Annotated in this window: 12 protein-coding genes and 1 pseudogene; 12 read left to right on the forward strand and 1 reads right to left on the reverse strand. The window is 67.8% G+C overall.

Annotated features, from left to right (window positions below):
• Positions 1–68 precede the first annotated feature (68 nt).
• From L6444_RS09780 to proB, 11 genes and pseudogenes are all read left to right on the forward strand, one after another.
• A complete protein-coding gene (locus L6444_RS09780) occupies positions 69–656 on the forward strand; it encodes a DUF937 domain-containing protein (RefSeq protein WP_236982028.1) in 588 nt (195 codons plus the stop codon).
• 132 nt (positions 657–788) lie between these two features.
• Positions 789–1,406 (forward strand): LysM peptidoglycan-binding domain-containing protein, encoded by a 618-nt coding sequence (locus tag L6444_RS09785; protein ID WP_236982030.1) that lies wholly within the window; start codon positions 789–791, stop codon positions 1,404–1,406.
• Between the two features lie 68 nt (positions 1,407–1,474).
• The gene (locus L6444_RS09790) at positions 1,475–4,126 is read left to right on the forward strand and encodes a valine--tRNA ligase (RefSeq protein WP_236982039.1); all 2,652 of its coding nucleotides are present in this window, start codon (positions 1,475–1,477) and stop codon (positions 4,124–4,126) included.
• Positions 4,123–5,553 (forward strand): bifunctional tetrahydrofolate synthase/dihydrofolate synthase, encoded by a 1,431-nt coding sequence (gene folC, locus L6444_RS09795; RefSeq protein WP_236982041.1) that lies wholly within the window; start codon positions 4,123–4,125, stop codon positions 5,551–5,553. Before L6444_RS09790 ends, folC begins: the two co-directional genes overlap by 4 nt.
• On the forward strand, positions 5,550–5,930 hold the full coding sequence (locus tag L6444_RS09800) for a DUF4233 domain-containing protein (RefSeq protein ID WP_236982043.1): 381 nt from the start codon (positions 5,550–5,552) through the stop codon (positions 5,928–5,930). Before folC ends, L6444_RS09800 begins: the two co-directional genes overlap by 4 nt.
• A 41-nt stretch (positions 5,931–5,971) precedes the next feature.
• Positions 5,972–6,384 (forward strand): annotated as a pseudogene (gene ndk, locus L6444_RS09805) (nucleoside-diphosphate kinase).
• A 324-nt stretch (positions 6,385–6,708) separates the two neighbouring features.
• Positions 6,709–9,660, forward strand: coding sequence for a ribonuclease E (gene rne, locus L6444_RS09810; RefSeq protein WP_236982045.1), 2,952 nt, complete (start codon positions 6,709–6,711; stop codon positions 9,658–9,660).
• Between the two features lie 215 nt (positions 9,661–9,875).
• The gene (gene rplU / locus L6444_RS09815) at positions 9,876–10,187 is read left to right on the forward strand and encodes a 50S ribosomal protein L21 (protein WP_180914469.1); all 312 of its coding nucleotides are present in this window, start codon (positions 9,876–9,878) and stop codon (positions 10,185–10,187) included.
• An 18-nt stretch (positions 10,188–10,205) separates the two neighbouring features.
• Positions 10,206–10,466 carry a 50S ribosomal protein L27 gene (rpmA, locus tag L6444_RS09820; protein WP_236982047.1) on the forward strand — a complete coding sequence of 87 codons (261 nt, stop codon included), beginning with the start codon at positions 10,206–10,208 and terminating at the stop codon, positions 10,464–10,466.
• Between the two features lie 52 nt (positions 10,467–10,518).
• A complete protein-coding gene (gene obgE / locus L6444_RS09825; RefSeq protein WP_236982049.1) occupies positions 10,519–11,973 on the forward strand; it encodes a GTPase ObgE in 1,455 nt (484 codons plus the stop codon).
• Positions 11,970–13,076, forward strand: coding sequence for a glutamate 5-kinase (gene proB, locus L6444_RS09830; protein ID WP_236982051.1), 1,107 nt, complete (start codon positions 11,970–11,972; stop codon positions 13,074–13,076). The genes obgE and proB overlap by 4 nt, the downstream gene beginning before the upstream one ends.
• A gap of 16 nt (positions 13,077–13,092) precedes the next feature.
• Here the strand turns inward: proB and L6444_RS09835 are convergent, their stop codons facing one another.
• Positions 13,093–13,737: a TetR/AcrR family transcriptional regulator gene (locus L6444_RS09835; protein WP_236982053.1), complete on the reverse strand. Its 645-nt coding sequence runs from the start codon at positions 13,735–13,737 to the stop codon at positions 13,093–13,095.
• A gap of 110 nt (positions 13,738–13,847) precedes the next feature.
• Between L6444_RS09835 and L6444_RS09840 the strand changes: the two genes are divergently transcribed.
• Positions 13,848–15,128 (forward strand): cytochrome P450, encoded by a 1,281-nt coding sequence (locus tag L6444_RS09840; protein ID WP_236982063.1) that lies wholly within the window; start codon positions 13,848–13,850, stop codon positions 15,126–15,128.
• Positions 15,129–15,273 lie beyond the last annotated feature (145 nt).

A 15,273-nucleotide genomic window follows, 5' to 3' on the forward strand; every position in this document is an offset into this window, starting at 1 on the left:
CCAGATCGCGCGAGTCTAGTGTCGTAAGTGACGCGCCTTTACCCAACCGCAACGAAGGTGGATAGCCAATGGCCGGGCTCGATGACCTGTACGCGCAAATCTCCACCTCGGACATCGCGTCCAAGCTGGGTGCCGATCAAGGCGAGGTGGAAAAAGCGGTACATACGCTGGTGCCGGTGCTACTGAGCGGATTGCAGCACACCTCGCAGGACCCCGAGAATGCCAGCAAGATCGAGTCTGCGGCCAGCGGTCAAGCCGCCCGCGGCCTGCTCGACGCCGGCGGCGGTGTGGCCCAGGTCGACGAAGCAGCCGGGCATCAGGCCGTCGCGACCCTGTTCGGCGGCAAGGACACCGACCAGGTCGCAGCGGCATTGGCCAGTGGCGGAGCCGGCAACAGCGACCTGCTCAAGCAGCTGTTGCCGGTCATCCTGCCAATTGTGTTGGCCTACATAGGAAAACAGCTCGGTTCCGGCGGGGCGCCGGAGACCAGCGCCGCGCAGCAGCGCACCTCCGGCGGTGGGCTCGGTGACATCCTGGGCAGCATCCTCGGGGGCGGCAACGACAAGTCTCTCGGCGGCATCCTCGGCAGTGTGCTGGGCGCCAAGGGGGGCGGTCTGGGCGACATCCTGGGCGGCCTGCTGGGCGGCAAGAAATAGCCAGCGCGACAACAGGATTGCGTTGATCGGAATCAGGTCTGGGCCGTCTTGAGGTCAGTAGTTCGAATTCAGGGGTGTAGGTAGCACGGTCGACGTCTGTCGACCGGCCAAACGAGATTGAGAGGGAAAGTCATGTCAGACACACTCACCGAGGGACAGAAACTGGTGCGGGGGGAGTCGCTGGTCTCCAACAACGGGGCGTACACGCTGACCCTGCAGGACGACGGCAACCTGGTCCTCGCCGTGTGGGGCAAGCCGCTGTGGTCTACCTCGACCAACGGTCAGGATGTGGTGCGTGCCGAGGTGCAGCGCGACGGCAACTTCGTGCTCTACACCGCCGACAAGCCGGTGTGGCACACCGACACCAAGGGCAAGAAGAACGTCCGACTGGTTCTGCAGGACGACCGCAACCTGGTGCTCTACTCCGGTGACGGTCCGGCGTGGTCCACCAAGACCGAGACCGACGCGCCGCCGCCGGCCAACCCGAATGCCGAAGCCGCCGGTGCCGACGACAAGAGCGCCGACGACAGCGCGCCGGCCGAAGAAGTGGTGTCCGAGGCGGTTGCCGAAGAGCCGGCCGAGCCCGCTCCGCCCGCCGCGCGGACCTACACCGTGGAGTCCGGTGACACCCTGTGGGCCATCGCCGAGCGTTTCTACGGAGACGGCAGCAAGTACCAGGTGATCGCGGATGCCAGCGGCATCCCGAACCCCGACCTGATCCACCCCGGCCAGGAGCTCACCATCCCGTAATCGGGCGTTTGCGCTGCGGTTTCAGGCCCATAAGCGGTGGCGTGGCTGGCGGTTCCTAGAATTGACCGGTGACCGCCAGCCCCCGCCCCGCCGACGACCAGCTGCCCAAGTCGTGGGATCCGGCCGCGATGGAGGGCACGATCTATCAGAAGTGGCTCGACGGCGGCTACTTCACCGCCGACCCGAATAGCACCAAACCGGCGTACTCGATCGTCCTGCCGCCACCCAACGTGACCGGCACCCTGCACATGGGCCACGCGCTCGAGCACACCATGATGGACGCCCTGACCAGGCGCAAGCGCATGCAGGGCTACGAGGTGCTGTGGCAACCGGGCATGGATCACGCCGGCATCGCCACCCAGAGCGTGGTGGAAAAGCAGCTTGCCGTCGACGGGAAGACGAAGGAAGACTTCGGCCGCGAGCTGTTCGTCGAGAAGGTGTGGGACTGGAAGCGTGAGTCCGGCGGTGCGATCGGTGGCCAGATGCGCCGGCTCGGCGACGGGGTCGACTGGAGCCGCGACCGGTTCACCATGGACGAAGGTCTGTCGCGGGCGGTGCGGACGATCTTCAAGCGCCTCTACGACGCCGGACTGATCTATCAGGCCGAGCGCCTGGTCAACTGGTCGCCGGTGCTGCAGACCGCGATCTCCGACCTCGAGGTCAACTACCAGGACGTCGAAGGCGAGCTGGTGTCGTTCCGGTACGGCTCACTGGACGACTCCCAACCGCACATCGTGGTCGCGACCACGCGGGTGGAGACCATGCTGGGCGACACCGCGATCGCGGTGCACCCCGACGACGAGCGCTACCGGCACCTGGTGGGCACCAGGCTGCCGCACCCCTTCGTGGACCGGGACATGATCGTCGTCGCCGACGAACACGTCGACCCCGAATTCGGCACTGGCGCAGTCAAAGTCACCCCGGCTCACGACCCGAACGACTTCGAGATCGGGTTGCGTCACCAGTTGCCGATGCCCTCGATCATGGACACCAGGGGTCGAATCGCTTACACCGGGACGCAATTCGACGGCATGGACCGGTTCGAGGCGCGGGTCGCGGTGCGCGAGGCGCTGGCCGCGCAAGGCCGGGTGGTCGAGGAGAAACGCCCCTATCTGCACAGTGTCGGACACTCCGAGCGCAGCGGCGAGCCGATCGAGCCGCGGCTGTCGCTGCAGTGGTGGGTTCGGGTGGAGTCGATGGCCAAGGCGGCCGGCGACGCGGTTCGCAACGGCGACACGGTGATTCACCCCGCAAGTTTGGAACCGCGCTGGTTCGCCTGGGTCGACGACATGCACGACTGGTGCATTTCGCGCCAGTTGTGGTGGGGCCATCGCATCCCGATCTGGTACGGGCCCAACGGCGAGATGGTGTGCGTGGGTCCCGATGACACGCCGCCGGACGGCTGGAAACAGGACCCCGACGTGCTGGACACCTGGTTCTCCTCGGCGCTGTGGCCGTTCTCCACCCTGGGCTGGCCGTCGAAGACCCGGGAACTGGAAAAGTTCTATCCCACCAGCGTTCTGGTCACCGGATACGACATTCTGTTCTTCTGGGTGGCCAGGATGATGATGTTCGGTACCTACGTCGGCGGTGACGACGCGATCACCCTGGACGGTGCGCGCGGTCCGCAGGTGCCGTTCACCGACGTGTTCCTGCACGGCCTGATCCGCGACGAGTTCGGCCGCAAGATGAGCAAGTCCAAGGGCAACGTCATCGACCCGTTGGACTGGATGGACAAATACGGCGCCGACGCGTTGCGGTTCACCTTGGCCCGCGGTGCCAACCCCGGTGGCGACCTGGCCATCGGCGAGGACGCCGTGCGGGCCTCGCGCAACTTCGGCACCAAGTTGTTCAACGCCACCCGTTATGCACTGATGAACGGTGCCGCTTTGGCTCCGCTGCCGCCGCCGGAGCAGTTGACCGACGCCGACCGGTGGATTCTGGGCCGGTTGGAACAGGTTCGGGCCGAGGTGGATTCGGCTTTCGACAGCTACGAGTTCAGCCGGGCGTGTGAGTCGCTGTATCATTTCGCCTGGGACGAGTTCTGCGACTGGTACGTCGAGCTGGCCAAAACCCAACTCGCCCAAGGTCTTACCCACACCACCGCAGTGCTGGCCGCCGGCCTGGACGCGCTGCTGCGGCTGCTGCATCCGGTGATTCCGTTCATCACCGAAGCGCTCTGGCAGGCCCTCACCGGGCAGGAGTCGTTGGTGGTCGCCGACTGGCCCAGGCCCTCCGGTATCTCCCTGGATCCTGTTGCGGCGCAACGGATCACCGACATGCAGCGGCTGGTGACAGAGATCCGCCGGTTCCGCAGCGACCAGGGCCTGGCCGACCGGCAGAAGGTGCCGGCGCGGCTGACCGGCGTGGACGACGCCGACCTGACCGGACAGGTACCCGCGGTGACGTCGCTGGCCTGGCTCACCGCTGCGGGCGACGACTTCGGTGCGTCGGTGTCGCTGGAAGTGCGACTGAGCACCGCAACGGTGGTGGTCGAGCTCGACACCTCCGGCACCATCGACGTGGCCGCCGAACGCCGGCGTCTGGAAAAGGATTTGGCCGCAGCGCAAAAGGAGCTGGCCTCGACCGCGGCCAAACTGGCCAACGCGGACTTTCTGGCGAAGGCGCCCGAAGCGGTCGTCGGCAAGATCCGCGGGCGTCAGCAGCTCGCGCAAGAGGAATTTGACCGCATCACCGCCAGACTGGCTGCGCTGCAGTGAATCCCGAGCCTGACTGGTCCGAACAGGTCACCGACGCCGCGCCCACGCCGGACGAGATCGCCGCACTGCTGCAGGTCGAGCATCTGCTGGACCAGCGGTGGCCGGAAACCAAGATCGAGCCGAGCCTGACCCGGATCAGCGCGCTGCTGGACCTGCTGGGCTCGCCACAGTTGAGTTACCCGTCGATCCACATCGCGGGCACCAACGGCAAGACTTCGGTGGCCCGGATGGTCGACGCGTTGCTCACCGCCCTGCAGATGCGTACCGGACGTACCACCAGCCCGCACCTGCAGGCCGCGGTCGAGCGGATTTCGATCGACGGCAAGCCGATCAGTCCGGCCCGGTATGTGGCGACCTACCGGGAGATCGAGCCGTTCGTGCAGATGATCGACGAACAGGCAATTGCTGGCGGGGCCCCGGCGATGAGCAAGTTCGAGGTGCTGACCGCGATGGCGTTCGCGGCGTTCGCGGACGCACCGGTGGACGTCGCCGTCGTCGAGGTGGGGATGGGCGGACGCTGGGACGCCACCAACGTGATCAATGCACCGGTGGCCGTCATCACCCCGATCGGAGTCGACCACGTGGAGTATCTCGGTCACGACATCGGTGGGATCGCGGGCGAGAAGGCGGGCATCATCACCCGGGCGCCCGACGGCTCGCCGGACACCGTCGCGGTGATCGGCCGGCAGCAGCCGGAGGCGATGGAGGTGCTGCTGAGCCAGACGGTGCGCGCCGATGCCGCGGTGGCCCGCGAGGATTCGGAGTTCGCGGTGCTGGGGCGCCAGGTCGCGATCGGGGGTCAGGTGCTCGAGCTGCAGGGCCTGGGTGGGGTGTACACCGACATCTATCTGCCGTTGCACGGGGAACATCAGGCGCACAACGCGGCGGTGGCGTTGGCCGCGGTCGAGGCCTTCTTCGGCGCAGGGGCCCAGCGCCAACTCGACGTGGACGCGGTGCGGGCCGGCTTCGCCGCCGTCGCCAGCCCCGGACGGATGGAGCGGATGCGCAGCGCCCCAACGGTTTTCATCGACGCCGCGCACAATCCGGCCGGGGCGGCCGCGCTGGCCCGGACGCTGACCGACGAGTTCGACTTCGCGACCTTGGTCGGCGTGCTCAGCGTGATGGCCGACAAAGACGTCGACGGAATCCTGGCCGCGCTGGAACCGGTGTTCGACTCGATCGTGGTGACCCACAACGGATCGCCGCGAGCTCTCGACGTCGAGGGGTTGGCGCTGGCGGCCCAGCAGCGGTTCGGACCCGACCGGGTGGTCACCGCCGAGAACATGCGCGACGCCATCGACGCCGCGACCGCCCTGGTGGACGCGGCCCAAGCAGAGGACCTGTCTTCCGGCGCCGGAATCGTCATCACCGGATCGGTCGTCACCGCCGGCGCAGCCCGCACCTTGTTCGGACGTGATCCGGCATGACCGGGCAGTCGCCGCCTACCAACGCCGCGCCGGACCCGTGGAAAAGCTTCGCCGGGGTGATGGCGGGCACGCTCATCCTCGAGGCGATCGTGGTGCTGCTGGCGATACCGGTGGTGGGTGTGGTCGGGGGCGGCCTGGGTGCGGGTTCGCTGAGCTACCTGATCGGGCTGGCCGTGGTGTTGGTGGCACTGTCCGGTGTCCAGCGCAAACCCTGGGCGATCTGGGTCAATCTGGCCGCACAGCTGCCGCTGGTCGCGGGCTTCCTGGTGTACCCGGCGGTGGGGTTCATCGGGGTGTTGTTCGCCGCGGTGTGGGCGCTGATCGCCTATCTGCGGGCCGAGGTCCGGCGCCGCCAGGAAGGGCCGCCGGCAGCGTAGCGGTTTGGGTGCAGCCCGTCGGACCTTTAGTCTTAGCCACCGTGACCGAACGGACCCTGGTACTGATCAAGCCCGACGGCGTGCAACGCCGGTTGACCGGGGAGATTCTCAGCCGCATCGAGCGCACAAGGGGCTCACCCTGGCGGCCCTGCAGCTGCGGACCGTCGACGACGCGCTGGCCCGCCAGCACTACGCCGAACACGACGGCAAGCCGTTCTTCGGGTCGCTGCTGGAGTTCATCACTTCGGGGCCGGTGGTGGCCGCTGTAGTGGAGGGACCGCGGGCGATCGCGGCATTCCGGCAACTGGCCGGCGGGACCGACCCGGTGGACAAGGCCACGCCCGGAACCATCCGGGGCGATTTCGGCCTGGAAACGCAGTACAACCTGGTGCACGGGTCCGATTCGGCCGAGTCGGCCCAGCGCGAGATCGGGCTCTGGTTTCCCGGCCTCTGACCTCGGCGCGCCGGTAGTGCGGTGCGGGCCTCCGGCTCAGGGGTGACCAACTCGCTTTCTGGGTGTGGGATACTGACTCTCGGGTGAACGTCGTCGAACTGGCGTCGGTCACCCGAATGAAGACTTCGACAAGCGCGACCATCGCCAGTCCGCGGTGCGGCGCAGCAGGTCGGGCCGTCATTCAGTACGGCGCCGAGTGGGTTCGATCTGGGCCGCTCGGGGCGAGACCATCACAAGTCCGGGAGAAGTGACCCGGACTCATAGCGAAGCCCTCGCGTGGCCGCGTCGACTAGGACGACGCGCCCGGGGGCTTGAGGAGAATACGTGGTAGACGGTGCCCCACCTTCAGACACAGCAAACGAGCCGACACCGCACGAGGAACTGCCGGACCGCTTGAGAGTCCATTCGCTCGCGCGCACCCTGGGGACCACCAGCAGGCGGGTCCTGGATGCGCTGGCCGCGCTGGACGGGCGGGTCCGCAGCGCGCACTCCAGCGTCGATCAGGTCGACGCGGTGCGGGTGCGCGACCTGATCGCGGCGCAACCCGACACCCAGCCCGAGGCCGCCGCCGAGGCCGCTGAGGCGCAGCCCGCCGAGCCCGAGTCGCGGCTGCTGCTCGAGACGCCGGAGACGCCGGAGACGCCCGGGCCCGCCCCCGAGCGGCCGCCGTACATGCCGCTGTTCGTCGCACCGCAGCCGCTGCCCGAGCGCACCGAACCTACGGCTGCTGCCCCCGCCGTCGAGGAGGTAGACGAGGACGCCGAGGACGAGGTCGCCGACATCGCCGATGACGACGAGGACGATCAGGCCGACCGCCCGGCCAACAAGCGACGTCGGCGGGGTCGCCGGGGACGTGGCCGCGGTCGCGGGGAACAGGGCGGTCCGGACGGGCCCGGGGAGAACCAGAGCCAAACCGGCGAGGACGGCACCGATTCCGATCAGGACCAAGAATCCGACGACGGCGACGGCGACGACGCCGACGGCAGCGACAACGGCGACGACGACAACGGTTCGGGTGACGGCGCCAGTCGCCGTCGCCGGCGGCGCCGGCGGCGCAAGTCGGGTGCCAGTGAAGACGGTGACGACAGCCCGTCGCCGGACGACCCGCCCAACACCGTCGTACACGAGCGCGCACCGCGCGGCGGGAAGTCGGGTTCGGACAACGGCGACTCGTCCGGTTCCGGTGAGATCAAGGGCATCGACGGTTCGACGCGGCTGGAAGCCAAGCGTCAGCGCCGCCGGGACGGACGCGACGCCGGCCGGCGCCGGCCGCCGGTACTGAGCGAGGCGGAATTCCTGGCCCGCCGCGAAGCCGTGGAACGGGTGATGGTGGTCCGGGACCGGGTGCGCACCGAACCTCCGCACCCAGGTGCCCGATACACCCAGATCGCGGTGCTCGAAGACGGCATCGTCGTGGAGCACTTTGTGACGTCGGCCGCCTCGGCATCGCTGGTCGGCAACATTTACCTGGGCATTGTGCAGAATGTGTTGCCCTCGATGGAGGCCGCGTTCGTCGACATCGGCCGCGGCCGCAACGGCGTGCTCTACGCGGGTGAGGTGAACTGGGAGGCCGCCGGCCTGGGCGGGGCAGACCGCAGGATCGAGCAGGCGCTCAAGCCGGGCGACTACGTGGTGGTGCAGGTCAGCAAGGACCCGGTCGGTCACAAGGGCGCGCGGTTGACCACGCAGGTTTCCCTGGCCGGGCGCTATCTGGTGTACGTGCCGGGCGCATCGTCGACCGGGATCAGCCGCAAGCTGCCCGACACCGAGCGGCAACGGCTCAAGGAGATCCTGCGCGAGGTCGTTCCGTCTAATGCGGGCGTCATCATCCGCACCGCATCCGAGGGCGTCAAAGAGGAGGACATCCGCGGCGATGTCACCCGGTTGCAGGAACGCTGGAACCAGATCGATGCCAAGGCCGCCGAGACCAAGCAGAAGGCCGCGGGCGCCGCGGTGGCGCTCTACGAAGAGCCCGACGTGTTGGTCAAGGTCATCCGGGACCTATTCAACGAAGACTTCTCCGGGCTGATCGTGTCCGGCGACGAAGCCTGGACGACTATCAACGACTACGTGAATTCCGTTGCTCCCGACCTGGTTTCAAAGCTCACCAAGTATGAGCCCGCCAGTGAGAACGCTCCGGACGTGTTCGCGGTGCACCGCATCGACGAGCAGCTCGCCAAGGCGATGGACCGCAAGGTGTGGCTGCCGTCCGGCGGCACCCTGGTGATCGATCGGACCGAAGCCATGACGGTGATCGACGTCAACACCGGCAAGTTCACCGGCTCCGGGGGCAACCTGGAACAGACCGTCACCAAGAACAACATCGAGGCCGCCGAGGAGATCGTGCGCCAACTGCGGTTGCGCGACATCGGCGGCATCATCGTGATCGACTTCATCGACATGGTGCTGGAGTCCAACCGGGACCTGGTGCTGCGCCGATTGACCGAGGCGCTGGCCCGCGACCGCACCCGTCACCAGGTGTCGGAGGTGACGTCGCTGGGCCTGGTGCAGTTGACCCGCAAGCGGCTGGGTACCGGCCTGATCGAGGCGTTTTCGAGTTCCTGTCCGCAGTGCGCGGGCCGGGGGATTCTGCTGCACGCCGACCCGGTCGACTCGGCACCGGCGACCGGCCGCAAGTCCGAGTCCACCAGCCGGCGCAATCGGCGGTCCAAGAAGAACCGCTCCGACGAGAACGGTGAAAAGGCCGTGGTGGCCAAGGTGCGGGTGCACGCCCCGGGTGAGCACCCGATGTTCAAGGCGATGGCCGCGTCCGCCCGTGACGACGACGAATCCGATGAGTCGGAAGAGGATTCGGCAGGTGCGGGCGAAGAGCTACTGCCCGCCGACCTGGTTGCCGCGGACGACGCCGACGATGCGGACTTCGAGGACTCCGACGACTCCGATGACGAGGACACCGACGAGGAGGACTCCGATGACGAGGAGGACTCCGATGACGAGGATGACCTCGACGACGAGGACCTGGCGGATGACGACCTCGAGGACGAGGACGAAGACGAAGACGTCGAGGACGACGAGTCCGACGAGATCGCCGACACCGAGGACGAGGACGAGGACGACGAGGATTCCGACGAGGACGACGACTCCGACGAGGACGAGGACGACGAGGACTCCGACGACGACGAGGACGAGGGCGACGAGGACGACACCACCGACACCAGAGCATCTGTCGTGGTGGTCGAGCAGGTCTCCGTTATCGGCCCACGCCGCCGGCGCGCGGCCGGCCGGCCGGCCGGGCCGCCGATCCACGCTGACTAGGTGAAGAGGGATAACAGCAGCACACGCTGGGCCGCATGCCCGGTTTGACCCTGTAGCCGCTGGTCACGTACCCTTGGACAGTTGTCGTCAGGCCGGGCAGATGCTGGCCGGTGACAGTGGGGCACAGATCTCGCACTGAACCCGCACAAGACCACCCACCGCGCACCGTCGCTAGCACGCGCGCGAAGCACGAGGACGAAGAGGCAGGAGAACCGATGGCGACCTACGCAATCGTCAAGACCGGCGGTAAGCAGTACAAGGTCGCCGTCGGCGACGTCGTCAAGGTCGAGAAGCTGGAGTCGGAGCCGGGCGCCAGCGTGTCGCTGCCGGTCGCCCTGGTCGTCGACGGCGCCGACGTCACCACCGACGCCAAGGCCCTGGAAAAGGTCGCCGTCACCGGTGAAGTGCTCGAGCACACCAAGGGGCCCAAGATCCGCATCCACAAGTTCAAGAACAAGACCGGCTACCACAAGCGGCAGGGACACCGTCAGCAGCTGACGGTGCTCAAGGTCACCGGCATCAAGTAGCGACTAGGGGCGACAGACATGGCACACAAGAAGGGCGCTTCCAGCTCACGCAATGGTCGGGACTCGGCAGCTCAGCGACTTGGCGTCAAGCGGTTCGGCGGTCAGGTAGTCAAGGCCGGTGAGATCCTGGTCCGCCAGCGCGGCACCAAGTTCCACCCCGGAGTCAACGTGGGCCGCGGCGGCGACGACACCCTGTTCGCCAAGGCGGCCGGGGCGGTCCAGTTCGGCGTCAAGGGCGGCCGCAAGACCGTGAGCATCGTCGGGCCCAGCTCGGACTAGTCCGGGCCTGAGCGCCGCGGGTGCGCCCGCGACCAATTAAGGGGATAGCCCGATGCCTCGATTCGTCGATCGGGTCGTCATACATGCGCGGGCGGGTTCCGGCGGCAACGGCTGCGCATCGGTTCACCGCGAGAAGTTCAAGCCGCTGGGCGGCCCCGACGGGGGCAACGGCGGCCGCGGCGGCAGCATCGTCTTCGTCGTCGACCCGCAGGTCCACACGCTGCTGGACTTCCATTTCCGCCCGCACGTGACCGCGCCGTCGGGCAAGCAGGGGATGGGCAACAACCGTGACGGTGCGGCCGGCGCGGACCTGGAGGTCAAGGTTCCCGACGGCACCGTCGTGCTGGACGAGAACGGCCGGCTGCTGGCCGACCTGGTCGGCGCGGGCACCCGATTCGAGGCGGCCGCCGGCGGTCGCGGCGGCCTGGGTAATGCCGCGCTGGCTTCCCGAGCCCGCAAGGCCCCGGGTTTCGCACTGCTGGGCGAGCCCGGGCAGGCCCGCGACCTCACCCTGGAGCTCAAGACGGTCGCCGACGTCGGGCTGGTCGGCTTCCCGTCGGCGGGCAAGTCCTCGCTGGTGTCGGTCATCTCGGCGGCCAAGCCCAAGATCGCCGACTATCCCTTCACCACGCTGGTTCCCAACCTGGGTGTGGTCTCGGCCGGCGAGAATTCCTTCACGGTGGCCGACGTGCCGGGTCTGATTCCGGGTGCGTCGGAAGGCCGCGGTCTGGGCCTGGATTTCCTGCGGCACATCGAGCGGTGCGCGGTGCTGGTGCACGTGGTGGACTGCGCCACTGCCGAGCCCGGTCGCGACCCCATCTCCGATATCGATGCTCTGGAAGCCGAACTCGCCGCCTACACGCCCACACTGCAGGGCGACGCGGTGCTGGGCGACCTGGCCGAGCGGCCACGGGCGGTGGTGCTCAACAAGATCGACGTGCCCGAGGCCCGTGAGTTGGCCGAGTTCGTCCGCGACGAGATCGCGCAGCGCGGCTGGCCGGTGTTCCTGGTGTCGACGGTGACCCGAGAAGGGTTGCAGCCGTTGATCTTCGGGCTGTGGCAGATGGTATCGGAGTACCACGCGGCGCGTCCTGCGGTGGTGCCGCGGCGACCGGTGATCCGCCCGGTTCCGGTGGACGACAGTGGTTTCACCGTGGAACCGGATGGGCAGGGCGGTTTCGTGGTGACCGGCGCCCGGCCCGAGCGCTGGATCGGCCAGACCAACTTCGACAACGACGAGGCCGTCGGATACCTGGCCGACCGGTTGGCCCGTCTCGGCGTGGAGGATGAACTGCTGCGCCTGGGCGCGCAACCCGGTTGCGCGGTGACCATCGGTGACATGACTTTCGACTGGGAGCCGCAAACCCCTGCGGGAATTGATGTTCCGTTGACCGGGCGGGGCACCGACGCGCGGTTGGAGCGCACCGACCGGATGGGTGCTTCGGAGCGCAAGGCGGCCCGGCGGCAGCGCCGCGAACGCGATGCGCAACCTGGCGAACCCGGATGAGAAGCCCGCATCGCGACGCCATCCGTACCGCGCGCAGTCTGGTCGTCAAAGTCGGCACCACGGCGCTGACCACCGAGTCGGGCATGTTCGACGCCGGTCGGCTGGCCGATCTGGCCGATGCCATCGAGGCGCGGATGAAAGCGGGCACCGACGTCGTCATCGTGTCCTCGGGGGCCATCGCCGCCGGTATCGAGCCACTCGGGTTGGCGCGTCGGCCAAAGGATTTGGCGACCAAGCAGGCGGCGGCCAGCGTTGGGCAGGTCGCGTTGGTGAACTCGTGGAGTGCGGCGTTCGCCCGGTACGGCCGAACCGTGGGGCAGGTACTGCTGACCGCGCACGACATCTCCATGCGGGTCCAGCACACCAACGCCCAGCGCACCCTGGACCGGCTGCGCGCGCTGCACGCGGTGGCGATCGTCAACGAGAACGACACGGTGGCTACCAACGAGATCCGGTTCGGCGACAACGACCGGCTCTCCGCGCTGGTCGCGCACCTGGTGGGCGCCGAGGCGCTGGTGCTGCTCTCCGACATCGACGGCCTCTACGATGCGGATCCGCGAAAAGTCAAGGGCGCCAAGTTCATTCCCGAGGTGACCGGCCCGCAGGACTTGGACGGGGTGATCGCCGGCCAGGGCAGCCACCTGGGCACCGGCGGGATGGCGTCGAAGATGTCCTCGGCGCTGCTGGCCGCCGACGCCGGGGTGCCGGTGCTGCTGGCCCCGGCGAACGATGCCGCGTCCGCACTCACCGATGCCTCGGTGGGCACCGTGTTCGCGCCGCGGGCCGAGCGGATGTCGGCGCGCCGGTTCTGGGTGCGTTATGCGGCCGAGTCGGCCGGGTCGCTAGCGCTGGACGCCGGCGCGGTGCGCGCCGTCGTCTCCCAGCGTCGCTCGCTGTTGCCCGCGGGCATCACCGCGGTGTCGGGCAAGTTCTTCGGCGGCGACGTCGTCGAATTGTGCGGGCCCGACGGAACGGTGGTGGCGCGCGGCGTGGTGGCCTACGACGCTGCCGAACTGGCCACCATGATGGGCCGGTCCACCTCGGCGCTACCCGATGAACTGCGGCGGCCCGCCGTGCACGCCGACGACCTGGTGGCCGTCTGAGCTGGCGGGTGCGGACCTACTTGGCCGGCTCCAGATACAGTGCACCCCAGATGATTTCGACCAACGTCGCGGCGAGTTCGATGTCATATTCGCGGGGCTGGGCAGGAAGGTTCTGCTGGCAGGCCCGTTCCACCATCCAGGTCAGGGCCGAAGCGGTGGTGACCGCGGGCAGCGTACTGCGGATGGAGCCGTCGGCCTGGCCTTCCTCGATGACCTGGGTTACCTGCTCGATGACGGCGCCCAACAGTTCCCGGTAGGCGTGGGCGGTGGTGGGGTCGTAGCCGGAAACCTCGTTGAGGGCGATCAGCACCGGCTGGTGGCGACGGTAGCTGGCGATAATGCCGGAGATCGCGGCGCGGACGTCGTCGGGATTGCGCCGCGAGGCCACATCCCACCAGCGGCGCCCGTTGCTGGCCAGATCGTGGAACACCTGACCGGCCAGCCGGCGCAGCAGGTGGCCCTTGTCCTCGAAATAGATGTAGAAGCTGGCGCGGGAGATGCCTGCCTCGGTCGCCAACCGGTCGACGCTGAGCTCGGTGAAGCTGGTGCCGTCGCGCATCAGCCGTTCGGTGGCTTCCAGCAGCCGGGCTTCCATCTGCTCTTGTCGTTGCCGGCGGCCCTGTTCGCGATTGCCCGGGGATTTGCGGGTCACGGTCGGCATCGTCCGAGCATAACGGATGCTCTGACGTGTTGACTAGACGTTATGTCTAGGCATATCGTCAGGAAAAGCCCGTTGTGACCGACGCCATAGTCGACGTGAGGATCGCCCCGATGACCAGCTCTGCGAGCACTTCGTCCCCGACCGATGCCACCACCCGTCCCTACGACGCGATCGACCTCTCGTCGAAAGCGTTCTGGACCTCGACGGCCGCCGAACGAGAGCGATCGTTCGCTGCGCTGCGTGCCGAACGCCCGGTGAGCTGGCAGCCGCCCGTCGAAGGCGACCTGATCGAGAACCCCGCCGACCCCGGTTACTGGGCCGTCACCCGGCGCGCCGACATCGTCACCGTCAGCCGCAACAACGAGGTGTTCCTGTCCGGCAAGGGGGTGATGTTCGCCGACATCCCCGAAGAACTCCTGGAAGCCTCGCAGTCCTTCCTCGCCATGGATCCGCCGCGACACACCAAGTTGCGCAAGCTGGTCAGCGCCGCGTTCACCCCGCGTCAGGTCCGCCGCATCGAGGAATCCATCCAGCGCAACGCCCGCACCATCGTCGAGGAGTTGCGGGCGGCCGGCAGCGGCGCCGACTTCGTCGACCTGTGTGCCAAAGAACTGCCCATCCGCACCCTGTCCGAAATCGCCGGCATTCCGGCGTCCGAGGAGCACCAGGTGGCCAGCGCCGCCGATGCGGTGGTGTCCTGGGCGGACCCCGAATACCTCGCCGGGCGTAACCCGCTCGAGCTGCTGGTCCAGAATCAGATGTATCTGCACCAGGTGGCCGGGGTGCTGGCCGCACAGCGCCGCGAGGAGCCCGGCGACGACCTGTTCAGCGAGTTGGTGAACGCCGAGGTGGACGGCGACCGGCTCACCGACGCCGATGTGGCCGCCTTCTTCGTGCTGCTCGCGGTGGCCGGTAACGACACCACTCGCCAGACCGCGAGCCACGCGCTGAAAGCGCTGACCGACTTTCCCGACCAGAAGGCTTGGTTGCAAGAGGATTTCGACAACCGGATCGGCACGGCCGTCGAGGAGTTCATCCGATACGCCACTCCGGTGATGACGTTCCGCCGCACCGCCGCAACGGATTGCGAGCTGGGCGGCCAGCAGATCCGCGCCGGTGAGAAGGTGGCGATGTTCTACGCCTCCGGCAACTGGGACCGCGATGCGTTCGACCATCCAGAACGCCTGGACCTGGCCCGAAATCCCAACCCGCACCTGGGATTCGGTGGCGGCGGCGTGCACTTCTGCCTGGGCGCGCACGTGGCCAGGGCGCAACTGCGGGCCCTGTTCGGCGAGTTGCTCCGCCAGGTTCCCGAAATCCAGGCCGGCGAACCGTCGTACGTCGTCGGCAACTTCATCCACGCGATCCGCAGCATGCCCTGCACCTTCTGAGATTTCGGCGGTACTGTCGCGACCGCGCGACTGTCTTGAAGTGACCGCGTGCGCGGTCGCTTCAAGAAATCGTCAAGAAATCGTTGAGGATCCACCTAGTCGTCTCCGAAAAACTCGTCGTATCAGCGAACCCGGCCGGGTCGCT

Source organism: Mycobacterium kiyosense (assembly GCA_021654635.1).
In the GTDB taxonomy this organism is placed as follows: Bacteria; Actinomycetota; Actinomycetes; order Mycobacteriales; family Mycobacteriaceae; genus Mycobacterium; species Mycobacterium kiyosense.